General features: G+C 61.1%; 20 protein-coding genes. 9 read left to right on the top strand and 11 right to left on the bottom strand.

Going from position 1 to position 23080, the window contains the following annotated elements; genetic code table 11:
• Positions 1-142 precede the first annotated feature (142 nt).
• The 5 genes from cpaB to AB4Y35_RS11345 all read right to left on the bottom strand — a co-directional run bounded on the left by cpaB (position 143) and on the right by AB4Y35_RS11345 (position 2369).
• Positions 143-979 carry a Flp pilus assembly protein CpaB gene (gene cpaB, locus AB4Y35_RS11365; protein WP_342921481.1) on the bottom strand — a complete coding sequence of 279 codons (837 nt, stop codon included), beginning with the start codon at positions 977-979 and terminating at the stop codon, positions 143-145.
• 83 nt (positions 980-1062) lie between these two features.
• Positions 1063-1605, bottom strand: a complete 543-nt coding sequence (locus tag AB4Y35_RS11360) for a prepilin peptidase (protein ID WP_368704648.1) — start codon at positions 1603-1605, stop codon at positions 1063-1065.
• Positions 1606-1677: 72 nt separating this feature from the next.
• Positions 1678-1848 carry a Flp family type IVb pilin gene (locus AB4Y35_RS11355; protein WP_368704462.1) on the bottom strand — a complete coding sequence of 57 codons (171 nt, stop codon included), beginning with the start codon at positions 1846-1848 and terminating at the stop codon, positions 1678-1680.
• An 81-nt stretch (positions 1849-1929) separates the two neighbouring features.
• Positions 1930-2100, bottom strand: a complete 171-nt coding sequence (locus AB4Y35_RS11350) for a Flp family type IVb pilin (RefSeq protein ID WP_368704461.1) — start codon at positions 2098-2100, stop codon at positions 1930-1932.
• 98 nt (positions 2101-2198) lie between these two features.
• Positions 2199-2369, bottom strand: a complete 171-nt coding sequence (locus AB4Y35_RS11345) for a Flp family type IVb pilin (RefSeq protein ID WP_368704460.1) — start codon at positions 2367-2369, stop codon at positions 2199-2201.
• A gap of 762 nt (positions 2370-3131) precedes the next feature.
• On the opposite strand from AB4Y35_RS11345, the gene AB4Y35_RS11340 reads away from it, so the two are divergent.
• The 4 genes from AB4Y35_RS11340 to AB4Y35_RS11325 are packed head-to-tail and all read left to right on the top strand — an operon-like array spanning position 3132 to position 8050.
• On the top strand, positions 3132-4367 hold the full coding sequence (locus tag AB4Y35_RS11340; RefSeq protein ID WP_368704459.1) for a glycosyltransferase family 87 protein: 1236 nt from the start codon (positions 3132-3134) through the stop codon (positions 4365-4367).
• Positions 4368-4409: 42 nt separating this feature from the next.
• Positions 4410-5654 (top strand): glycosyltransferase family 87 protein, encoded by a 1245-nt coding sequence (locus tag AB4Y35_RS11335; RefSeq protein WP_368704458.1) that lies wholly within the window; start codon positions 4410-4412, stop codon positions 5652-5654.
• A 21-nt stretch (positions 5655-5675) separates the two neighbouring features.
• On the top strand, positions 5676-6761 hold the full coding sequence (locus tag AB4Y35_RS11330; RefSeq protein ID WP_368704647.1) for a glycosyltransferase family 2 protein: 1086 nt from the start codon (positions 5676-5678) through the stop codon (positions 6759-6761).
• Complete coding sequence (locus AB4Y35_RS11325; protein ID WP_368704457.1) at positions 6758-8050, top strand: glycosyltransferase family 87 protein; 1293 nt, start codon at positions 6758-6760, stop codon at positions 8048-8050. The genes AB4Y35_RS11330 and AB4Y35_RS11325 overlap by 4 nt, the downstream gene beginning before the upstream one ends.
• Before the next feature lie 73 nt (positions 8051-8123).
• Here AB4Y35_RS11325 and AB4Y35_RS11320 read toward each other — a convergent pair whose 3' ends face one another.
• The 4 genes from AB4Y35_RS11320 to iscB all read right to left on the bottom strand — a co-directional run bounded on the left by AB4Y35_RS11320 (position 8124) and on the right by iscB (position 12908).
• Positions 8124-8417 carry a superinfection immunity protein gene (locus AB4Y35_RS11320; RefSeq protein WP_368704456.1) on the bottom strand — a complete coding sequence of 98 codons (294 nt, stop codon included), beginning with the start codon at positions 8415-8417 and terminating at the stop codon, positions 8124-8126.
• An 84-nt stretch (positions 8418-8501) separates the two neighbouring features.
• A complete protein-coding gene (locus AB4Y35_RS11315; protein WP_368704455.1) occupies positions 8502-9791 on the bottom strand; it encodes a glycosyltransferase family 87 protein in 1290 nt (429 codons plus the stop codon).
• Between the two features lie 341 nt (positions 9792-10132).
• Complete coding sequence (locus tag AB4Y35_RS11310) at positions 10133-11527, bottom strand: phosphomannomutase/phosphoglucomutase (protein ID WP_368704454.1); 1395 nt, start codon at positions 11525-11527, stop codon at positions 10133-10135.
• The gene (gene iscB / locus AB4Y35_RS11305; RefSeq protein ID WP_368704453.1) at positions 11496-12908 is read right to left on the bottom strand and encodes an RNA-guided endonuclease IscB; all 1413 of its coding nucleotides are present in this window, start codon (positions 12906-12908) and stop codon (positions 11496-11498) included. The genes AB4Y35_RS11310 and iscB overlap by 32 nt, the downstream gene beginning before the upstream one ends.
• Before the next feature lie 544 nt (positions 12909-13452).
• Between iscB and AB4Y35_RS11300 the strand changes: the two genes are divergently transcribed.
• The 5 genes from AB4Y35_RS11300 (at position 13453) to AB4Y35_RS11280 (ending at position 19563) form a co-directional block, all read left to right on the top strand.
• The gene (locus AB4Y35_RS11300) at positions 13453-14715 is read left to right on the top strand and encodes an oligosaccharide flippase family protein (RefSeq protein WP_368704452.1); all 1263 of its coding nucleotides are present in this window, start codon (positions 13453-13455) and stop codon (positions 14713-14715) included.
• Complete coding sequence (locus tag AB4Y35_RS11295; protein ID WP_368704646.1) at positions 14715-15551, top strand: glycosyltransferase; 837 nt, start codon at positions 14715-14717, stop codon at positions 15549-15551. The genes AB4Y35_RS11300 and AB4Y35_RS11295 overlap by 1 nt, the downstream gene beginning before the upstream one ends.
• 1550 nt (positions 15552-17101) lie before the next feature.
• Positions 17102-18190, top strand: coding sequence for an integrase domain-containing protein (locus AB4Y35_RS11290; RefSeq protein WP_368704451.1), 1089 nt, complete (start codon positions 17102-17104; stop codon positions 18188-18190).
• A 59-nt stretch (positions 18191-18249) separates the two neighbouring features.
• Positions 18250-18705 carry a hypothetical protein gene (locus AB4Y35_RS11285; protein ID WP_368704450.1) on the top strand — a complete coding sequence of 152 codons (456 nt, stop codon included), beginning with the start codon at positions 18250-18252 and terminating at the stop codon, positions 18703-18705.
• A gap of 54 nt (positions 18706-18759) precedes the next feature.
• A complete protein-coding gene (locus AB4Y35_RS11280) occupies positions 18760-19563 on the top strand; it encodes a hypothetical protein (protein WP_368704449.1) in 804 nt (267 codons plus the stop codon).
• A 138-nt stretch (positions 19564-19701) separates the two neighbouring features.
• Here AB4Y35_RS11280 and AB4Y35_RS11275 read toward each other — a convergent pair whose 3' ends face one another.
• Both AB4Y35_RS11275 and AB4Y35_RS11270 read right to left on the bottom strand, forming a co-directional pair.
• Positions 19702-19917 (bottom strand): hypothetical protein, encoded by a 216-nt coding sequence (locus AB4Y35_RS11275; RefSeq protein WP_368702797.1) that lies wholly within the window; start codon positions 19915-19917, stop codon positions 19702-19704.
• A gap of 1133 nt (positions 19918-21050) precedes the next feature.
• Complete coding sequence (locus tag AB4Y35_RS11270) at positions 21051-21179, bottom strand: hypothetical protein (RefSeq protein WP_368704448.1); 129 nt, start codon at positions 21177-21179, stop codon at positions 21051-21053.
• Positions 21180-23080 lie beyond the last annotated feature (1901 nt).

The following is a 23080-nucleotide window of genomic DNA, read 5'->3' as shown; positions in this document are numbered from 1 at the left end:
GGGCCCCCGTGGACCCCACGTTTACTTTGGTATCCATATCGTTATACCCCGTACTTACCTACGTTTTAATGGCGGCTTTACCGCTCACTCGCCCTCTGCCCGGAAGGTCATCGCCGGGTTCAGGCAGCCGTTCTGCCTGCTTTCAGAAACACTCCTGACTGCCGGTCACACCCGACAGCACACCGATACAGTTGCGCTTGGCCGGCGCACGCTCGGCGTACTTCACACGCACCGGGTGTGCCGGTTCCGGCAGCGGCACGGGCGGCGGCAGCGGACCACCGAGCAAAGTCTGCTTGGTCGCGCCGTCGGTCATGAGCTTGTTGTCGTCCACCTGGTTGCGCAGGACGAGTGAGAGCGTGCCCACGCTGCGCGCCAGATCGAGCTTCTCCGCCTGCTCGGGCGTCACCTCCAGGGTCACCGCGTTCACGACCTTGGGCGCGGTGTCGTCGCGATTGACCTGCTGCGCGACGGCCAGCACCAGAATTTTTTCGAGTACGATCTTCGAGATGCTCTGCTGCTGGGTGTCGGCCTTCTTCTCCGGCTCCTGCGTGTTGACGATCACGTCGACGTAGTTGCCCGGCAACGCGAAGCCCGCGACGCCGACCACATCGTTCACGCGGACCGTGATCGCGCGATGTCCGTCGCCGATCACAGCGGATAGCCCGCCTTTGGTGCCCACGGGCGCGAGCTTCGACTCGAGCACCGGTTCACCCCGCGTGAGGCTTGCGCGCACCACCCGCCCGTCGAGATCCTTCGGTATGGCGAATGTCCCTGGCGGGAGGCTGTCCTTTGGCCAGCTGACCGTTCTGATCATCGTTTCATTGATCGGCTGGCCGAGATTGATGTCGTCGGATGCGACGGCAACGGGTACCGTGGCGCCTGACGACGTTTGAAGCAACCACTTGGAAGCGAACACTACTGCGGCGAGACCCGCCAGCAGAGCAATCGCGAGCATGACGAACGCGCGGCTGTTTTTCATGACATCCCCCGTAAGCATTCCATAACATTAGTAATCGACGGACCGAAAACCCGGCCCTTGTCCCGTGGGCACCGGCCAGTGCGTCAGCTCACCATCGTGAACAGCACGGCAACCGTTCCCCCGGCGATCGCGACACCATACGGAATCGATCCAACCGATTCCCGCACCGTACCTGGCGATACACCTGCCATGCGCGCGACGCGGCTCGCTCCCGCGAGCAACGCTGCGACGTTTCCCATCAGACGCACCAGTTGTCCGCGCACCAGGGCAACCCCTAACGACCACACCCCGCCGATGATGAAAGTGTTGACTGCGATATCGACGGTTGCCGCCGCTCCGAGCCACGCACCCAGCATCATCAGCAACTTGACGTCGCCGGCCGCCATGCCGCGTAGCAAATAGAACGGCAGCAGAAGCGCGAACCCGGTCGCCGCGCCACCCAGCCAGACCGCGCAGCCAGGAACGGCGCCGCGCAGCGCGATCTGCACCGCGAGCGCCGAGACAACACCGACCACGATCAGCAGGTTCGGAATCCGGCGACTTACGATGTCCGTGCTGGCCGCAAGGATCGCCAACGCGATCACACACAGCGGAACCGGCTGCGGCGGCAAGGAAACAGACAGCATCGTGAATTCCATTTGTGCGCTCCCGGGTTACACCTGCTTTGTCATGACCAACCTCGCTCGCCAGCGCGCGGGTTAGAGCGTATTGACGATGTCGGAGAAGACGTTTTGAAGCGTGGTGCCGATCGATGCGATGCTCGCCATGATCAGCACCGTGATCAGGGCCGCGAGCATCCCGTACTCGAGCGCCGTAATGCCGTTTTCGTCGCGTGCGAAGGTCTTCACCTGAGCGATGAGCTTTTGCATTTTTGATCCCCTGTTTGGTGTGAGATGCAGGGCGAGTGCAGTTTGCGTTGCATACCCACTCCCACTCGCCCCGCGCATCAGTCAGATCGTGTAGGCGACGTCGGAGAACACGTTCTTCAGCGTCGATCCGATCGATGCGATGCTGGCAATGATGAGCACCGTGATCAGACCCGCGAGCATCCCGTACTCGAGTGCCGTGATGCCGTTTTCGTCACGAGCGAAGGTCTTCACCTGAGCGATGAGCTTTTGCATTTTTGATCCCCTGCGAGTTATGAATGTGTTTAATCCGGTCCTTTCAGCGATTGGAGCGAGTGAGGCTTGCGTTGGGTGCCCACTCGCCCCGGCGCCGATCAGATCGCGAACGCAACGTCGGAGAACACGTTCTTCAGTGTCGAGCCGATCGATGCGATGCTGGCGATGATCAGCACCGTGATCAGACCCGCGAGCATCCCGTACTCGAGAGCCGTGATGCCGTTTTCGTCACGAGCGAAGGTCTTTGCCTGAGCGATGATCTTTTGCATTTTGTGATCTCCAATCGATGTGTACATGGTTAACCCCCGATTCCGTTTCCATGTGGTTTTGAGGGTGGGTCGGGCTACGTACCGGGTTCGGTGCTGCAGCCACAGGCGCAGTTCTACGCGTGTCAAACCGATGACTTTGTGCGCTTCGCCACACGCGCAACAATTTCCTGTTCCTCAACACACCAAATCGGAAAAATTGACACGCTGCATGTGGCCCAGCCCGCTTAATACGACGACGCGTCGACAGCCATAAGCATGTTTTATCCACCACTTCGAGATTGTTAAAACTCTGTCGCCCACATTCGGTTCACCTTCAACTCTCGCGTTTACCCCTGCATTTATGGAACAATTCTCTTTTAACTTCAATACGATCGTTCGTCTATAAGTTAGCCAGACATGACATTACGTTGATAAGTCCACTACTTTTTTAGTTAGGAAGACGAGCATTAAGCACGCGTTTATACAAAACTCCTGCGGCACCCTTCACCCCAGAATCAGTAGTTACCCGACAACATCCGCCCCGTCGACGCACTACGCAACGCGCTTTTTTTTCAGCGCTTTATTCATTCAAGGCGACTTTGCGGGCGAGTGTTCGCGCGCGAACATTGACAATGCAGTCTGCATTGCTCCCGTTGCACTCGTCTTCCAATAATCCAGGCAACACACAGGAATTGCCTGCCATGCAGCGCACTGCTTGCGTGTTCGGGGAAAAACGAGGCGGGTGTACCGCCCACTGAAAATATTCAACGGGGACTACAAAAAATGCGACCACTTGAGCCGGATGGCTCACGCTTGCAGTTGACGGCGTGCTCCTGGCTTTCGCGCGAGAGACTCATTGCCTACAGCACCGTCATGCTCGTCATCGGTGTCGGCTTCGTGGCGCTCTGGGCGTGGGTGACTCACGGCTTTGCCGATGCAGGCGGCTGGCGCCCGGGCTCCGACCTGCTCGTATTCTGGTCCGCCAGCCACGCAGTCCTGCACGGCCAGGCCTCCGCGGTCTTCGAATACTCGGCGTTCTCCCGCATCGTGGCCGCGGTGACGGGTGGCTTACCCAAGAGCGCATTCATCCCCTGGCTGTATCCGCCCACGTTCCTCCTGTTCGTCACGCCGCTCGCGCTGTTGCCGCTTCCGCTTGCCTATTTCGCCTTCCTGGGCGCGAGCGCCTTCGCGTTTGTCTGTGCAACCGTTCGCGTTTCCGGACTCGCACAAGGCCCGCTTGGCAGCGCAGCCGCTCGCTACATCGTGCTCGCGATGCCATGTGTGATGGTGTGTGCCATCTTCGGGCAGAACGCGCTAATTACCGCGGCGCTCGCCGCGTTTGCGATCGCATCGATCGACCGGCGCCCCGTGATCGCCGGGATCTGCATCGGATTGCTGATGATCAAGCCGCAACTCGGCATCCTGTTCCCACTCGTTCTGATCGCGGCACGCGCATGGAGAGTGTTTGGATGGGCCGCCTTGACGGCCGTGCTTTTTTTCATCGCAAGCATCGCGCTCTGCGGCTCTCCATCGCTTCGGTTGTTTGCAGGGAATGTTGGCATGGCGCGCGAACTCATCCTCGAGCACGACGTCCGCTTCTGGCTCGCCTCGCCGTCCGTGTTCGCTTCGCTGCGGCTCATTGGCGCGTCGCTCGTCGCAGCGGGACTGATGCAGGCAGCGATTGCCGTCATCGCTGCTTGCGGCGCATGGAAGATCTGGCGCACGACGTGTGACCCCGCCCTGCGCGCAGCCGCGCTCGGAACAGCCACGCTCATCGTCACGCCTTATGTCTGGCACTACGAACTAACGTGGGTCGGCTTGTCTTGCGCAGGTCTCCTCGCGACTGGATTACGCCGTGGGTGGCTGCGCGGCGAGCAACCCGTGCTGCTCCTCGTCTGGCTCCTGCCAGTGTTCGAGTTCGTCAACCAGATTCTCAGGCTGCCACAAACCGGACCCGCGATCCTGTTGCTCATGCTGCTCGCCGTGCTCCGTCGAGCACGCATCGATTCCACCCTATAGGCGAGAGACCACGCCATGAACCAGACGACTTTCCGCGATTCCATGAGCACTTCCAGGGCCACGCCCGCTCTGCCCCTGGGAATCCAACAGTCCCGCTCGCACTGGTTGAGCGGCTCGCGCCTGTGGGTCTACCCGCTCGCAGCGCTCGCTTACTATCTTGGCGTGGCGCTGGCCTACGTGTATCACCTCGTATGGCTGAAAGACCCGCAACTGAGCGTGCTTGCCGTGGACTGCCTGCCGTTCTGGAGCGCCTCGCATCTCGCCCTGCAAGGACACGCGGTGGATGCGTACAACTTCGACATCCTGAAGCCCGTCGAGGAATATGCCGCGGGGCGGCCCGTCGGCGTCCTTCCGTGGCTCTATCCGCCGACGTTCCTGCTCTTCGTTTATCCGCTGGCACTGCTGCCGTTCACGCTCTCTGCACCCATCTTCCTGTTCGGCGCGCTCGCCCTGTTCGTCAAAGTGGTCAAGACGATCGCGCCTCACCCGCGCACCGCGCTTCTCGCAATCGCCTTCCCGGGTTCCGCGCTCGTGCTGACGTCCGGCCAGAATGGGCTGCTCACGGCGTCACTGGTTGGGCTCGGACTGATCCTGTTGCGCCGCCGCCCGATTCTCGCGGGGCTCTGCTTTGCACTCGTCGCGATGAAGCCACAGCTGTGCGTGCTCATTCCGCTTGCGCTGCTGGCTTCACGCTCGTGGCGCGCACTGGTCGCAATGAGCGTGGGCGTGGCGCTTTCACTGGGGCTCTCGGTACTGGCTTTCGGCAGCGAAACGCTTGTCGCGTTCGTTCATAACATGGGGCTCGCCAACAGCTTCGTCGAAACGGGACGGGCCCTCCTGTTTCGGGTGCCCACGCCGTTCGCGGCGCTCAAGCTGCTCCATGCGCCAACCGCGCTCGCCAGCGGCGCACAGGCCGTATCCGCCCTGTGCGCCGCCGCCGCCGTCTGCTACGCGTGGGGCCGGCCCAGCGCTTTCGGGCTGCGCGCCGCCGTGCTCGTATGCGCCAGCATGCTCGTGAGCCCATACCTCTATGACTATGACCTGACCTGGTATGGAATCGTGATCGCATGGGTGGTCCATCACGCGAGAGACCACGGCTTTCAGCGCGGACAGCGGGAATGGCTGGCCGTACTCTGGCTTGCCCCCATAGCCGGCCTCACGCTCGTTTCTCATCTGCACGTCCCGTTCACCCCGCTCATCTCGATCGCCACGCTCTGGATGCTGATCGCGCAGATCGCGCGCGAGCGAAGCGCGCAGGCAATCTCCAACACCGCAGCCTCGTCGTAAGAGGGAGAAAACATCATGAACATGCCTATCGACGAGCAAGTGCGTCGCGCCGCACTCGCGCTCGAGAGCCCGCTCATCTCTATCGTCGCTCCGTTCTACAACGAACAGGACGGCGTCGAAGTGTTCTTCGAACAGATCATCGCGACGATGGAGTCCATTGAATCCGTGCGCTTCGAGATCGTCTGCATCAACGACGGCAGCCGAGACGCCACACTTGACAAGCTGGTCCTCGTGAGCCAACGCGACCGGCGCGTCAAGGTCATCGATCTCACGCGCAACTTCGGCAAGGAGGCTGCACTCACAGCGGGTCTCCACGAAGCGTCCGGCGACGCTGTCGTCGTCATCGATGCAGACCTGCAGGATCCGCCCTCGTTGATCCCGGAGATGATCCAGCGTTGGCGCCAGGGCGCGGAAGTCGTACTCGCCCGGCGCGCGAGCCGCGCCTGCGATTCCTTTCTCAAGCGCACAACCGCAGCGTTGTTCTATCGCATCCACAACGCACTATCGGAATTGAAGATCCCCGAAAATGTGGGCGACTTCCGACTCATGGATCGTCAAGTGGTCAATGCGCTGCGCAGTCTTCCGGAGCGGCATCGGTTCATGAAGGGGCTGTTCGCGTGGGTCGGATTCAATACGGTCACGCTCGACTATGAACGCACACCACGCAGCGCGGGCAAAACCAAGTTCTCTGGCTGGCGCCTGTGGAATTTTGCTCTCGAAGGCATTACGAGTTTCAGCACCGTGCCGTTGCGTATCTGGATGTATATCGGCGGCGCGATAGCCGCGCTCGCGTTTTGCTACGGTACGTTCATGGTCGGCCGCACGTTGCTGTTCGGCAATCCCGTGCCGGGCTACGCTTCTCTCGTTTCCGTGGTGCTGTTCATGAGCGGCATACAGCTGGTCGGCATCGGTGTCATTGGCGAATACGTCGGGCGTATTTACGACGAGTCAAAAGAGCGACCTGTCTACCTCGTGCGCCGGCGCTACGAGTCGCGTGCCGGCATCAGCGTCCTGCCAGTCGAACGCGCAGAGGCCCGTCCCCATAGCGCACCGCTGGAACTGGTTCGCTGGCGTGACGCGTCGCAGGTGCGCGCAGCCGGCCGATGAAGATGCGTCGATCAAGGGTCGCGGTAAATTCGCAGGGCCTCGCGATGCGCGTTGCGACCCAGGCCAGCCACAAGACAGCTACGGCAAAACAACAGCCGTGGCTGAGCCGTGATCGAATCAGGTTGTACAGCGCGGCATTGTTCATCTTGCAGGCGGCGCTAATCGGAATCTGGGCGGTGTGCTATTGGGGCCTCCATAAAGAAGGGGTCCCGCTCCCCGGTTCGGATTTTCGGGTCTTCTGGTGCGCCTCTGAGGTTTCACTGCGCCACGGGGCTGCGGCAGCGTTCGACAACCAACGGCTACTGGCCTGCGAGGCGTCGCTGCAGGCGGGCACGCCTTTGGCGGATATGTTCGGACCGTGGATCTACCCGCCGACGTTTCAGTTGCTCGTGTACCCGCTGGCATCGCTGCCCTACGCCGCTTCGTACGCACTCTTTTTGGGTATCGGCGTTGCGGGGTGCTTGCTCGCCTGCATGCCGCTGATGAGACAGAATACTTTGCCCTGGGCGACGGTCGTGGCGTTTCCGGGCATTTGGGTAACGATGGTCTATGGGCAGAACTCTCTGCTAACACTTGCACTGGCGGCCGGTGCGCTCGGCATCCTCGAGACTGCGCCGATTCTTGCAGGTATCTGTGCGGGCATGCTCGTGATCAAGCCTCAATTGGGCATCCTGTTCCCACTGTTCTTTCTGTGCGGCCGCCATTATCGAGCCTGCGCCGCAACGATCTTGACGGCGACCGTCCTCAGCGCCGCAAGCGCCGCCCTGTTTGGCTGGTCGCTATGGATCAAGTTCTTTCAAGCCGCGGCGTGGTTTCAGGATGTCGCACTAGTACAAGGCGAAGGCCATCTCTGGCGTGCCATGCCCACTGTCTTCGCGTTCTTGCGTGCGGCCGGCGTAGGCGCTGGCGCGGCGTACTCGATACACATCGCAATCGCCCTTGCGGCGGTGCTGGCCACTTCGATGGCCTGGGCGCGCCGGATGAACCGGGAACTGCTCGCGGCGGCCGCCATCGTCACCACGCTCATGATTCAGCCCTATCTCGTGTACTACGATCTCGCCTGGCTGCTTCTACCTATCGTGTGCATTTGCGCCCACGCTAATGCACGCCACTCATCAACGTCTCTTTCCGCTATGGACTATGCCTTCGTGACGCTGGCGTGGTTCACGCCCCTGCTGTCGTTTCTCTCGATCTGCAATACGACAGCCACGCACTCATGGGCGGCATTCCTCCTCCCTGCGTGGCTCGTTCTGATACTGATACGCGCCTCACGCGACCACGCGAAATAGACGTGCGGGGCCGCGGCGTTCGCCGGCCGCAAGCTGCAGCGTGCGACCGCCGATGTGTGGATGTGGAGTGAACTCAGCGAAAGACCGTCCGCACTTCCTTGTCGATTCTCGCATTTGCACGCGCGCGATCGCTCATTGCAGATCCCGCCTTCTGAACGGCAGTCAGCGCCCACAGGAAAGCGGCAAACCAGCCGAGCACGGTCCATCCGAGCAGCATGTTAAGCCTCGTGATGGCGCGTCGCTTACGGTGCATACCTTGGAAGGCGATGATCGAAGGAAGGCAATACAGCAACACCAACATGGCGAGAAGCCCGCCCGAATCACTGGGCGTGTGCCCGGCACCGGTGCTCGATTGATCGTTACTCATGTTGTCCCCCGTAAGTCAACGCCAGCGTGAACTCACGCGATGCGCCTCTGACGCCACCTGGCTGTGTACCAGCTCTGAATGGCATTATTTTGCAGCTAACCCGGTCCCTGCATTGATATCTGCCAGCTGCCGCTCGCCAGCGTGCGCAGCCTGTTGCGCAAGGTGGCGCCGCACGACGACCATCAACAAAGCGAACACGATGACCGGTACATAAACGCCGGCCGCCCAATCGCCAGGGGTATAGAAGACGAGCGGCGAGAGCCATGCGCTCACTACCGCGACCCCATCGCCGCGAATCCAGCCGTTGCGGGCACCATCGCGCACGAGCCACAGGATCGGCAAGCCGAGCAGAAGCAGGTCGTAGGGCATCACATAGGTCGGCACCAGCAGTGTGGCGAGCACGAGCACCGACGCCCGCAACTCGAATCGCGCGCGCACGGCCCAAAGCCAGGCGACGGCGCTAGCGGCCAGCGCCGCCACGACCGCGTGCAAGCCATACGCGGTCGGCACTGCCACGCCGAAATGGCGCGCCGCGCCAAACGCCGTCGATATGCCGCGCGGCCACCGGTCTGAATACTCGACGACGAACTGGCTAAAGGCGGGCAATGCCTGCGCAAAGCGGGAGAACGTGTCGAATCCGAGCACCAGCCCGGCGAGCGCGGAAAACGCGCCGACAGTCAGCGCCGCCGAGACGAAGGCGCGCCAATGCCTGCCGAACAGCAACGCAATGGGAATCACGAGGCCCAGCTGCGGTTTAATGGCCAGCAATCCGAAGCAAATGCCTGCGAGCCATGGGCGCCTGGTGAGCGAGATGAGTCCCAGCCCCAAGAGCCCAAAAGTCAAAAATGAGTTCTGCCCGGCGCCGGCCGCGACCCAGACGGCAGGAAAAGCGACAACCGACAGCCACCATGACGGGTTCCGCACAGTTGGCAGGATGCGCGCGCACACGTGGTATGCGAAGGCCATGCCTGCCGATACATAGGCGAGACACGAGACGGAGAAAGGCAGCAACGCGGCCGGGAGCATGACCAGCAAAAACGTGGGCGGATAGGTCCACGGCGTGACGAAGGGCGTCGGCAGCATGTTCTGCAGCGGTAACGCGATCCGCTCGATGAGGGCAGTGTCGAACACGCTGGCTGCCGGCCCATGCAACGCGAGCCAGGAGGCGCTCCAGAATACGGCGAAATCCCAACCTGGCGGGCTGACGTTGGGTATCCGGTCGATGCATCCAAACCAGATCCGCAGCGAAAAGTAGCCAATATTCACCAGCAGCACGAAGGCCGCGTAAATACAGATACGCTGCCCGTCGAGCCAGGCGGGCGCCGCGTGCAATGGCCGGGAATCGCGATGGATGGAATCGTCGCGCACGATCATGCCGCCTGATTGGCCCAGGCAATCGAGACACGATCGCCGGTCGCAATGACTTCAGCGACTCCGAACCTGGTTCTGAACCCGATGACACGCAGCATCCCCCGGCCCTCCTCGACATGCGCGACGCTCGGGCCGGGAGACCGCGACGCCCCGCCATTCAGTCTGGCGGCGCATCTCGTGCCGGTCGTGCCTCGCGACAGCTTGTATCCCGAAGTATGGGCGAACAGCTTGCCGCGCGACAGTCACAACGAGCCCGTAAACGTTCGCGAGCCCGCACACAGCCGTTAAATCGGTCGTGTGCGGGCTCGCTGTCTACGTAGCGGCGGGCCGCCGGAACGTCTTCGTCAGAACGGCAGCTTCGCGTCCGGCTTCTCGGCGAGAATCACGCGTTTGAAGTCGGCCTGGATGCGCGCGAGCGCGGCGTCGTTATCGGCCTCGAAGCGCATCACGACCACGGGCGTGGTGTTCGACGAGCGGGCAAGGCCAAAGCCGTCCGGGTATTCCACGCGCAAGCCGTCGATGGTGATGACCTCGTCGGCGCCCGTGAACTTCGCGTTCTTCTGCAGCTTGCCGATCAGCTCGAAGTTCTCGCCTTCCTCGAGCTTCAATTGCAGCTCGGGCGTAGCGTGCGAGTTCGGCAGGTCGTTGAGCAGCTTGCTCGGATCGGCCACGCGCGAGAGGATTTCGAGCAGACGTGCGCCCGTGTACAGGCCGTCGTCGAAGCCGTACCAGCGGTCCTTGAAGAACACGTGACCGCTCATCTCACCCGCGAGCGGCGCGCCGGTTTCGCGCAGCTTCGCCTTCACGAGCGAGTGGCCCGTCTTCCACATGAGCGGCTCGCCGCCCTTCTCTTTCACCCACTTCGCGAGATTGCGCGTGCACTTCACGTCATAGATGATCTGCTTGCCCGGATTGCGCGAAAGCACTTCCTCGGCAAACAGCATGAGCTGGCGATCGGGGTAGATGATCTCGCCGTCCTTGGTCACGACGCCCAGACGGTCGCCGTCGCCGTCGAACGCGAAGCCGATTTCCGCATCCGTTTCCTTGAGCGCGCGGATCACATCCTGCAGATTCTCGGGGTGCGCCGGGTCCGGATGGTGGTTCGGGAAATTGCCGTCCACTTCCGTGAAGAGCTCGACCAGCTCGCAGCCCATCGCCTTGAAAAGACGCGGCGCCAGGTCGCCGGCCACGCCGTTGCCGGTGTCGACGACGATCTTCAGCGGGCGCGCGAGCTTCACGTCACTCAAGATGCGATCGACATACGCGTCGGCGATGTCGTACTTCGTGTAGCTGCCCTCGCCTGCGTCGAAACGATCTGCAACGATGCGGTCATACAGCGCAAGGATCTGGTCGCCGTAAATGGCCTTGCCGCGCAGGACCATCTTGAAGCCGTTGTAGTCGGGCGGATTGTGGCTGCCCGTCACGACGATGCACGAGTCCACGTTGCGCTCGCCGCCCGCGAGCTTGAGCGGCACGCTCGCGGCGAAGTAGCCCACGGGCGTGGGCACCATGCCGACGTCGACCACGTCCACACCGGCCTCGCACAGGCCGTCGGCCAGCGCTCGCGAGAGATCGGGACCCGAGAGCCGGCCGTCGCGCGCGATCACCACGGCGTCGCCGCCCTGAGCGCGCACTTCGCTGCCGAAGGCGCGGCCAATGGCGCGCGCGGTGTCGGTGTCGAGCGTCTTGCCGATCACGCCGCGAATGTCATATGCCTTGAAAATCGATTTCGAAATCATCAGATTGCGCGAGAAACCCCGGATTCATGCCGGGGAGGGATAGCGCGGCGTGCGAAGCACGCCCATCACCCGCGTCTTCCTGTCGGAAGCTATCCTTGGGTTGAAGGTACGCATAGCCGTCACCACGCTGAATGAGCGTGCAGTGGCGATGGCTAATGCCCTGAACGACAGCGGTGGCTGTCTGGATGTTAAACGAGCCAGTCGCGCGAACCGCAACACGACCGGTATGGACGCCAGCTCTCTTGCCGTGCGGCACGTCAGCGCGCACGTGGTCGCCGGTCTGGAATCCCTGCACCTGCTTCTGCCGCATGAGATAGCCCCGGGGGAAGCCGTAGCGCGTAAGGCGCGTACGCTGGTAGCTGCCGCGCCCGGTCGCTGCAATCGTCAGCGACGGGCGCTGCCAGTCGCGGACCGCGTTGACGCAGCCTGCACACACGGCATCGAGGGCATGGGTTTTCGGAATACCGTGCGTGACACGGTTGAATTTCGTGCGCCCACCTGAGGCGAGTTCGAGCGGCAGGCCGGTGGCCCGCAGTGCATCGGCTAGCGCCCGGCGCGTCGCATTGACGGCTGCGGCATCTTTCAACGGACGCGAGGCGGCGGCGAGGATGCGCGCGAGACGCTTCGGATCCTTGACGTACTCCCGCACGTTGAGCGAGCCTTTCTCCTGGTTGCAGCCGCCACAGGCAAGCCCCAGATTGCCGATGCGGTTGCTGCCATTGCGCGCCCTGGCCGTGAGGTGCTCGACCTGCAGCGGGCGATCCGTGGCATCACAGTAGATGCAAGTACGGTTCCACTTCTCGAGAAGATACTCACGGACCTCGTAGCCCGCGAGCGTGCCCTGCTGATACCCGACGCCGGAGACTTCCGGATTCTCAAGCGCCTGCATGTCGAAGCGGATCAGTTCCGACGAGAGCGCTGCGACCGGCGCTAAGCGGCGGATGCGGTTCACCCACGCCATCGTGGTGTGCACGCGGTGCATCAGGCTCGGCGCCAGCCAGCCTTCGGGTTTGCTGCGGTTGAGAAAGCGCGGTGCACGGTAGCGCAGGTTGGCGCCTCGACGACGGCGACGAAACGCCCGCCGAGCTGTCAACGCCTCGCTGATCTGGCGGCCACGGTGGACCAGCTCGAAGAGGTTAAGCACGGCAATGCCGTCATCTGCCTCGCGCACGAGCGCAATGCCGGTGACCCTGCTACCGGGATCGAGCTTGACGCGCAGCGGCTGGAACGAGCAGGCGTCGGCCTTGCGGTCGGTGAGCCTGATCACGAAAGGCATGACGCGATGCACGCGCGCGCGGCCACGGGCGAGCAACAACCTCGCGCGCTTTTCGGTGCAGGGCATCAGCGGTTTACCCCTTCGATCCAGCACAAATACGGCCACGGCTGCTCCTGTAAAGCTTTTGCCCTTACGGGCCTTGTGACGCATCCCTTGCGGGAAGTCTCCCCTCGACGATGTTGCGCAGCAGGTGCCAGCGATAAAGCTGACGGGGACGATCCGTTTCGTACTTACCCGGTCGCTTGTCTGCAACCGCCCCTTCCAGTGCGCCGGACTGGGTGAAGCATCCGGCGGTGGGTCTACTGTCTTCTGCGCAACGTAGCGCCTTGCGGCACTCGGTCTGGTCAACCCGAGCTTGACATACCACCTCAAGCTCCACCTTTCAGAGTGGGGTAGTTGACGTTGAGGCTCACGTCCTGATGGCACTTCGGGTCTATTCGTAACACAGACAGGCGACTGTAAGCCTCTGGAGTTACGAAAAGTGGGTTCCGTTACAAACTATAATTGCCGTTTTTCGGCAGTGGTATGCACCCATTTTAATGCTTCGCCGTTTTCTTTTATTGCCAAAATATTCGTCAAAAATGGCGGAGAGACTGCGCATCCCGCGTGCCTGCCCCGTTTTTTGGCCCGCCCGCCATAGCGAGGCGCGATGCTGAGCCTCAAGCGCTTTGGCAATCCCGACGTCGCCCGCGCGTTTGCAAACATCGTGTGGCTCGGCCTCGAGCGCGTCACGCAGATCGCGGTGGCTATCGTCATCAGCGGCGTGCTCGCGCGCTATTTCGGCCCTGACGTATTCGGCAAGTGGCAGTACGCCAACACACTACTGCTCGTGCTCGCGCCCGTGACCTGGGTCTGCGGCGCCGAGATTCTCGTGCCCACCATCGTCAACCGGCCGCCGGGGCAGCTCGGCACCGTGCTCGGGAGCGCGTTTGCGCTGCGCATTGGCGTGTCGGCGGCGGCGCTTCTCGTCACGTGGGCGGGCATTGCGCTCGGCGTAACCGATCCGATGGTCGGCGCCATGCTCGCCGGGCTTGCCGTGACGATGCTGTTTCGTGAGCCGTTCGTGGGCGTGATCAACGCGTGGCTGCAGAGCATGACCTACAGCAAGCCGCAATTGCTCGCAAGCATGACGACGGCCGTGATCAAGGCGCTGCTTGTGTACCTGCTTGCGCGCGCGGCGTTCGCGCCCGCGACCTTCGGCTGGCTCTGGGCGCTGGAATCGGCGGCGATTGGCGCGGCGCTGGTGCTCTACTTCCGGCGCCGCCACGGCGGCAAGCTCGGCTGGCACGTGGACCGCTCGCTTTTCAAGCATTTCGCAAGCGCGGGCACGGTGTTCTGGCTCGGGCTCATCTGCATGTACCTGTTCCTGAAGCTCGACCGCCTGATGCTCGAGCGCACGATCTCGTTCGCCGATCTTGGCCGCTACTCGGCCGCGCAGCAGCTCAACGAGAACTGGATCACGCTCGCGCTCATGCTCTCGCAGACGATCGCGCCCGCCTTCGTTTACCGCGTGCAGCAGACCGCGCAGTTGCGCCGCAACCTCGTGCGCCTCTTCGCGATGACGGCCGTGCTGATGGTGGCCGGCGCGCTCGTGCTCGATGCGCTCGCGGGTTTCATCATCGGCCGCGTGTTCGGGCCGGACTATGAAGGCGCGATCGGCATCTTCCGCTGGGCCGTGTGGCTTTCGGTGCCGGCGGGACTCGAAGCCATCGGCAACCTCGTCGTGCTCAAATATCAGGCGAAATTCGTGCTGCTCGCGAAATGGCTGCTCGCGCTCGCCGTGGCGTTCGCCGTGAATCTCGTGGCGATACCGCGACTCGACTCGTATGGCGCGCTCTGCGGCCTCGCGGCGGGCTATCTCGCGGCGACCTGCGTGAACCTCTACTACATCCGCTTCAAACTCGTTTCATGATGAATTCTGCCGCGCTTCCACTGCGCGATGCACGCGAGGGCGTGCTTGCCGATGTCGCCGTGCTCATGCCCGCTTACAACGGTCAGGACGACGTTGCCCGCACGCTCGCTTCGTTCGGTGAGGATGCAACGATCTATGCGCTCGTCGTTGACGATGGCAGCACGCCAGCCATCGTCGCGCCCGAGGTGCCCGGCATGTGCGTGGAAGTCTTGCGCATGGCGAAGAACGGTGGCATCGAGCGCGCCTTGCAGGCGGGTGTCGAGGCGCTCGCGGCGCGCGGGTTTCGCTATGCGGCGCGTATCGATGCAGGCGATCTCGCCGCGCCTCAGCGCCTCGCGAAACAGCGCGCGCGCATGGAAGCGGAACCCACGCTCGCGGCGCTCGGCACGTGGACCCAGGTGGTCAATCGCGCGGGCGAGCCGCTTTTCATGCTGCGTCCGAGCAGCGATGCGCGCGCGTTGCGGCGCACGCGCCTCTTGCGCTCGCCGCTCGTGCATCCTTCGGTGATGCTGCGCGTCGATGCCGTGCTCGCCGTGGGCAATTATCGCGTGCAATATCCGGCCGCCGAGGACCTCGACCTGTTCCTGCGACTGATGGAGCGCTACGAGTGCGCGAATCTGCCGGAACTTGGGCTCTACTATGAGCTGAACGAAGGCGGTATCAGCGCGACGAAGCGGCGCCGGCAGATTGTATCGACGTTGCGCCTGCAGTTGCGTTATCTGAATGTGCTCAACTGGCGCGACTGGGCGGGCGTGGCGAAGAGCCTGCTTCACTTCGTGACGCCGTACCGCACCTTGCAGAAGATGAAGCGCGCGCTGTTTGCCCAAGGGACGTAGCAAGGCAGAACAGCGGCGATTCTGCTGTTCGTTGTGGAATTGCGTCAGGGTGATGAACTCAACACGCACCCAACCCGTCCAGACCCGCGCCGGCAGCCAACAGAGCCCAATATGGCTCCCCGCGCATTTGAGCCGCGGACACGGCATGGGAAACGTGGCAAGTGCCTTTGCCCGCGCTTGCTGGGACACGGCCTTGCCGCGCGGCGTAACACCGGGCGCGGCCCGCGCATGGCGCAAGCCGCAAAGTCTACCGGGCAACGGTCGTCAGCACGGTTCCGGAAACGGAACGAGGACCGTAATGGCAGATGCACATCGCGAAGGAAGCGCTTGACTATCCTCATATGATTGAGATTAAATGTCGCTGCTGTCGCTCACCAGAGCATCGACCGTTAAACCGCTTTTTGCGGGTAAGGGCTCTTATCGCCCAAGATTCTTTTGAGACGTTGATCTAGCCTCACCAGGCTGGACCGAAGAATGCAATGCTCTCTTTCGGGGAGCTCGTCGAGTGGTCGGTTTTGTCGCCGACGCAGGCGAATATCCTATGCATTCGTGCTACCCCCCGCATGGTCGCTTCGTGACTGCACGCGGCTTCCAGGTCGCCTCATCATTCTCGTCGTCGCTTACGCCTGCTGGTTCAACAACCCTGGTGTGAGCTCACGCGAAGCTTACCTCCCTTCATAAGTCGCTAACCGGCACCGACGGTCTATCCGCTGACGGTCCTGCGACACCTTTGAAAAGTCGCGCGCCGCAAGGCGCTAAACAGATCTGACTTGCACAAAAGAAGGCCTTGCAGCCTCACTTTTGGCCAACGCAATGATGGTCACCGACGATTCATTGATCGCTCATCCTTTCCTCGCATTGCTGGAGCCAAGTGCTCTCCGAAGCGTCGTGTGGCATTTTTGTGCGGGATTCTGTTTTCCCGCCTGAACGCTACACACGTTACTTGCCCAAATCGAAGGGGGCTACCCGAAGGCATGACTGAGCTCCTGGTGCAACCGGGATCAGCAGCATGTCTCAATTGTCCGCTTGCGGACAATCGTGGTCCTTCTTCGCATCTCTGAAACGCTGGACCTCATCGAACGTTCTGGTCTGCCACGCGCCGCTCTGGCGCACATCAACCCGTTCACACGCCCTCAAGCGCGATCCCGACGTGACTTGTTCACCCGAGAATCCGCCCACATCGTGCTCGCCCTCACGCGAGCCGTCATCGCCCACGTGCTGCATGCACAGAAATGCGGTTGAACATCGAATGCGTCGCCTTGCGACGCAAGGTGTTCATACCGCCCCCGGGGCTCTCATTTCCAAGCGCAGACCTTTCCACCGGTTCTAACCGGGGACCCTCAGCTAAACCGCCTCTGCCCATCTTTTTGCACTTCCGAATCACAGCAGGTCAACGTCGCACCCTCGTTGGCCCTGCTCAATCACGTGTCCTTTGCGGACACGACGCCACCGCAGCCGGTGGCAACAGGGTGCCCTCATGTGCGTCGCCGCCCCGCGCATGAGGCTGAAGTACAGGCGGAGAAACCAGCCAGCCACAGGAAAGGAACCCTATGGGACGAAGATCAAGAGGCGTCAACCACGCCGCGCAGATGAGTCGGGACGCCGGCGGAAGCAAAGACTCACAGAAGCACCGCCGCTTGCACTGGAGCGAGTTCTCACGTTTCGCCGCGCGCGTTGGCCACACACTGGAAGCGGTGGACCAGGCGGAAGACTGGATGCTGGAATACTTCGTCTGGTTCCTCGTTGCCGGGGCGATGAAACCTGGCACCCTCGCGAACTATCGAGCGTCGCTCTCAGTGATTCAAGGTACGGCCGGCCAAGATGTGTCCCGCTCAACCCGCAGTCGAGACCTCCAGCTCGAGCGACGAGACCGGCATGGCAAGCATCGAGCGCGTACGCCCCAGGAATTCAGCGACCTGCTCGCCGCAGCGCAGGCGTTCGACAGCAGCGTCGTGCACGTGATTCGCCTGATGCGTTGGCTTGGACTTCGCATGCGCGAGGCACTCATGTGCGGCAAATCACTGGAAACGTGGCGAGATCTAATCTTGCAGGGAGATCGGCGCCTGCCTGTCGAACGCGGAGCCAAGAACGGCCGCCCGCGCCGCACCGAAGTGCTGGCCGACCATATCGACGAGACGCTCGACGCAATCAACGCAGCGCTGGCGTTCTGCCGCGATCGCGACTTTGAGTTGGTGAGCGGCTGCCACGACGATCTCAAAAGCGCGAAGTCCCGCCTGAAATCACGCTTCGAGCAATTGCCAATGCGTCGGGAACTCGCGAGCCACAGTCTGCGATTCACGTATGCGGTCGACTTCGCTAACGCCGCACTGGATCGCGGCGTACCACCTGTCGATGTACTGACCCAGCTCTCGGACCGCCTCGGTCACGGACCGTCGCGGGTGAAGATGATTCTTGAGGTCTACTGCTGGGAGATCCGCCATCGGTTCCCAGAAAAAATCCATTTGCCGAGCGACTTCGTTCCCCGCAACCAACCGAACAGCGCGACGGAGTCCGCGACGCGACGCGCCGAGGATCGATCCGCGTCTCACGACCCTGCCGACAGGCGGCGAAGGCCAGCACGTGGACGCCGTTTTCAAACGAATCATGGAGGAAAAAGGCTCAGACAAAAACTCTTTTAATCTGCACTACAAATTACCTAACGGCTACGAACCAAACACTTACAAAGGAGCAAGACAACGTGCTGGAATCCCCACTCACAGAGGAAGCGCGCGGCGCGCTTAACCGATACAGTAGCGAGAACGCCGTCAATACGCTGCTACCACTATGGCGACAGTTTGAAGATTTCCTCCAATCGCGCGGCCTATCGCCCACTTCCATCCTCGATATTCCGGAAGACGCGCTTCATGCATACGCGCGCCATCTCGACTACCGGGACTGCCATGTCGATGACGCGCTGGTCGCACTTAGCGCGGTGCTCCTTGTATGCCTGCACGCAGGCTACAGCGGCAAAGTTCTGCGCTCCGTTGTGATCCCGCGTATTCGTCGCCCCATCGAGAACCGACAGTGGGACGCATTTCGCTTGCGAACCTACCAGCCGCTCGAATCCTCGCAACTCGCCCGTAGTCGCAGACGCCAGGCCAAGCGCGAAGCGTATGCACAGGATACGGTTCGCGCCGACGTCAATCGCAAGTAAGCAACGTTCTTAATGCCTTTCATCGCTCCATCTACAACCATCGAAGGATCAACCATGACTCATCTGATTGTGGCTCACTTTCAAAGCTCGAACGGTGCCGCGCAAACTTCAGCAGCGCAAGTTCTTCACGCACAGACTGGAGGATTGCTTATCAATCCCCGCCCGCTTCATATGTCCGACGAACAAGGGAGCAACATACATTTGGCGGCAAGTGAAACAGCACTTCAGGATCACTACTGCACCTTGATGACATCCCGGCGCGGGGGAATTATCGACGTGTCGCCTGAAGACCGGAAAGCCATGATCGCATTCATCCAGGCAAGGCGCCCTGTTCTTACCGAACTGAAAACGATCATCGTGTCGACGTCTCCGGACACCGCATCACAGCAGGCTGCCGTAGAAACGCTTGCGGAATTAGGTGCGGCGGGTGTGGCTGCGTCCTGCATCAGGATCCTCTGTACCGACGCCCCAGCGAACGCCGCCCTCGAGGAAGTCTACCCCATCGTGGCCGAATATGCGCGCGAAGCGGAGATCACGCTATTTCCCGAGGCGACGCTACCGGGATCAACGTCTTTTGCGAAGGCTCAGCAATTCAAGATGCCGATCGCCGCTGTCTTGAACCGCGCTGTCGATTTCGAAACCGAATTGACCGCGGCGCGACTCAATGGCGCGCCCGAGAAAATCATGCATGGACTCGCCCACAAGGTAATCGCGCAGCGCGATCTTCTCGACACGGCGGGCGCGTTCAAACGCGTCGCTGAGGCGCTCGGACTACCGTGCATTTCGCAGGATGAGTGGCGTGCCGAATTCGCCCCAACGACGAACCGTAAGCGGACGAAGGCGACAGCGCTTGATTAAGGGCTTTCAACACAACATGGCGTAACGACGCCGCTACAAAGGGGATCGACGGCGCACTTCCACTCAGTGTCCGTCGATCGGTTTATGCACGATCCGGCGTGTACCGATTCGGATCCGGGCTCTCGCCTGTCCGACTCTTTACGGGCGACTGGCCTCCATGAGTAACAAGCGCAACGCGTCTGTCACGTCCTCCTGCGTGACAGTAATCGAACCATCGCGCAGATACCGTAGAGCGGCAAGGTCGAGGACTCGTTTCAGCACGACATCGGTATCCGAGAAGAAACGATCCTGCAACGCACGCGCAGTGAAGTCGGCGGTGTGGCGCGATACCGAAAAGATATCGCCCGCCATCATTCTTAGCCTCGTACGGACATAGGAAGCTATCCAGCTGTCCCGTTTGTCAACGCATCCGATCAAGCAACGGCGACAACGCAAACCATCCGCTGCCCCATTGAAGACGCATGGTTCGTCGTGTAGTCCGTGCGCCATCTCAACACCGCATCTGTGTGCAGCAAACCCGAGATCCCGGACACGCTGGCATCGAGGCGTTTCATCGAACATCATCTCAACTCTCCTGTTAGCGAGGTTAGCGATCGCCTCGTTGCGGAGGACGTTCGCCAGCCTAGTATTCCGCGCCCGTCGCAAAGTCAAGCTTGCGGCGGATAATGTCATCAGGATATCTAAGTGACAACAGTACGATGCCAGCCAAGACACCGGCGGCACCGACGTTATGGAGTGGCTACGATTTTCAAATGGAATGGCGTCGGCACATGCCAAGAACCGGCATCGCGTTGGAACGCAACATTCTTCACGTTCCGTTCATTCGTCGTGATGTCACAACCGGCGAGCGGCTCCGGGTAAGGCACCGAAGCAGGCAACGCTCCTTCGCACCATCTACGCAAGACAGGCTGCGAGGTGTGTCGGTTACGCTGACAGGTGTAACGCACGGCGTGTAGGGCGCAGGAGTCCAAGCTTTGAATCCACGAAACCAGCCAGAAATACAGAAGGCCGCGTACGAAAACGCGGCCTTGATTGAAATCGATAGCGAAAGCCGAAACAGCAGTCGTGCGTTCAGTGCCAACGCGAGCGGCGCTCGCGATCTGCCTCACGGCTCTTTTTCACCATATAGCCACCGTAAAAGTAGATGACCAACGTGACAAACAAAGTAAAAAGTGCAAAACCCATGCTCATTCTCCGTGGAGTCGACGCCCTCTGTTTGCACGCTCGTGGTCGACCTTGCTACCGTTATGGCCCAAACCTAAGGCAAACGCGCTGAGCGTGATGGCGACTGCCAGGCCGCGAAACTCCAGCCCATTATCGTCTCTGACAGTAAACTATAGCGGTGTATAGAGTAAGGCTGCGCGTGCACATTTACTGCGTCCGCGAGCGGCGCGCACGATCCGCCTCACGGCCCTTCTTCACCATATAGCCGCCGTAAAAGGAGAAAGACAACGCAATAGCCAGAGCAAAGAGTCCAAAATTCATGATTATTCTCCGCGGACTAGATGTCTTCTTTTGGCACGTTTGCTGTCAGCCTTGCGACCGTTGCGCTCCATGAGCATGCCGACACCGCACAGGCCCAACGCGACGATCATCGCGACAATGCCGAAACCCATATGAAGTCTCCGTTGTTATCGACGTCCTCGAGTTGCGCGTTCGCGGTCGGCCTTGCGACCGTTGCGATCCATGATCGGGCCCATTGCGACTAGTAAGATAGCGACTCCCGGTGCACCAAAACTCCAGCCCATCATGCTTCTCCGACGTCGATGCGTTCCAGTCATAGGGTAACACCGCGCCAGTGTACGTGCTTAACCATCAGCAGCCGCCCTCGCCTGTTCGTCGAAAAGTGCGCATCCTGTTCCAACCACTGCGATGCGCCCAATGTAGAGTGCCTGCCAGCCTTCGACTTAGATAGCCACTCAAGCTACCCGTGCACGCCTAGGCGCCGGGCATCAAACGCTCGGAAGAACTCGCAGCAATGTAAATAACCGCACTCGAATGCGCGACAACGGCGGGACAGCTGAGGCTCACGCTGCTGTCATCCGTTCAGTCCGATCGCGAACGGCGTTCACGGTCCGCCTCCCGGCCCTTCCTGGTCATATAGCCGCCATACCAGCAGATGGCCAACCCGACAATCAAAGTAAAAACGGCGAAGCTCATTGTTATTTCCTCCGCGGAGAGTACATCCTTTTGTTTGCACGGCGCTCCCAGCTTTGCTGGCGGCTTCGATCCCGGATAATGGCAAGGCCGCACAGCCCAAATGCGACGAACAGCGCGGCAATGCCAAGCCGAGCTATGTTAGAACCATCGTGCGACGTGAAGGGCGGCCAAGCGTTGCGGGCGCCTGCAACGCTTTTAGCGAAATGATGATGCTTTTCACGCAGCTTTTGATCCGCCGTTCGTCGTCGAGGAGCCACTAGTGCGCGCCCCAACAATCCGACACGCGACTGCCGGCAACCTTTAATTCTGGGTTTGCAACGATTGCACTACTTTCTGGCGGAAATTCCCACGATTGCTTCATAAAGACGAGCATATCGCCTCGTTTTAGTCGTCCATTGACAGGGACGCGGGAATAAGCCGCTCCTTTCACTATTTGACATGCCCCTGCTCTTCCGGGGTCGCCTGTTGGCGACAAGCGTGCGGCACATGCTATGCATGAGGAGATCCGCGAACGCTACCGTTAGCTACGAGCTTGGAAAATCTGTATTCAATCTCCGTTGTATCACCGCCCACCGGTTGCGCGTTCGCGGTCCGCCTTGCGACCGTTGTGGTCCATGACCAGGCCCAAAGCACCGAGCACGAAGGCGACAGGCAGTGCGAAGAAACTCCAATCCATCGTCATTCCCCGTCCGTAGATGACACCAGTATTGAGAGTATCACGGCTGCGGCAGCCCCTCTTCGCGACGAAGGGCTGCCCCAGCCAGTCTGTCAATTTCTGCTGAAACCCGGTCGGCGCAGGCGCCCGCGAGTGGGTCCAGGCAAGGCGCGCGCTGGCTCCAGTCGCTTGATGCTGGGAACCGCCCCTCATGTCGCCGCAAGACACTGTCCCCGTGCATAGGCAAACTCTGTGTCCCCTGGAGCAGCGCACGCCGTTTCGCCAATTTTTCGTTTAGGCGCCTAAAAGGCTAAACCCGGAATGATGCAATTTCTGTCGAGCTTTCGGCGCTTGGTCTGGCGATAAAAGCCCAAAATCACTCGGCTTTCTCGCCATACGTCCCGCAGCCGGTGCAGAACTCCGCCGCGCTTCTTCATGCAGAACGGGCGTTGGGCGTGCTGGTCCGACTATCACGAGTGCAATTCACTGGTGTAAAAAGCGGGCCCCAGTCGTCTTTCCGTGGAAGGAGTCAGAGGTTCGGCCAGTAGCACGGAACTCGTCTCCGGCCCTTTCCCCCCTGTAAACTTAAAGGCCCGCCGCTGACAAGGCGAATTGTTGAGCTGTATCGCCGATCCGCTCGCATCGTTGGACACGCGCGCCTTCGATTCGAGCAGCGCTTGGTGAGGAACCGCCGCTTCCGTT

The organism is Paraburkholderia sp. EG286A (assembly GCF_040965375.1).
Lineage (GTDB): Bacteria > Pseudomonadota > Gammaproteobacteria > Burkholderiales > Burkholderiaceae > Paraburkholderia.
Note: the sequence above shows the minus strand (reverse complement) of the source record. Positions and strands in the feature narration are given on the sequence as shown.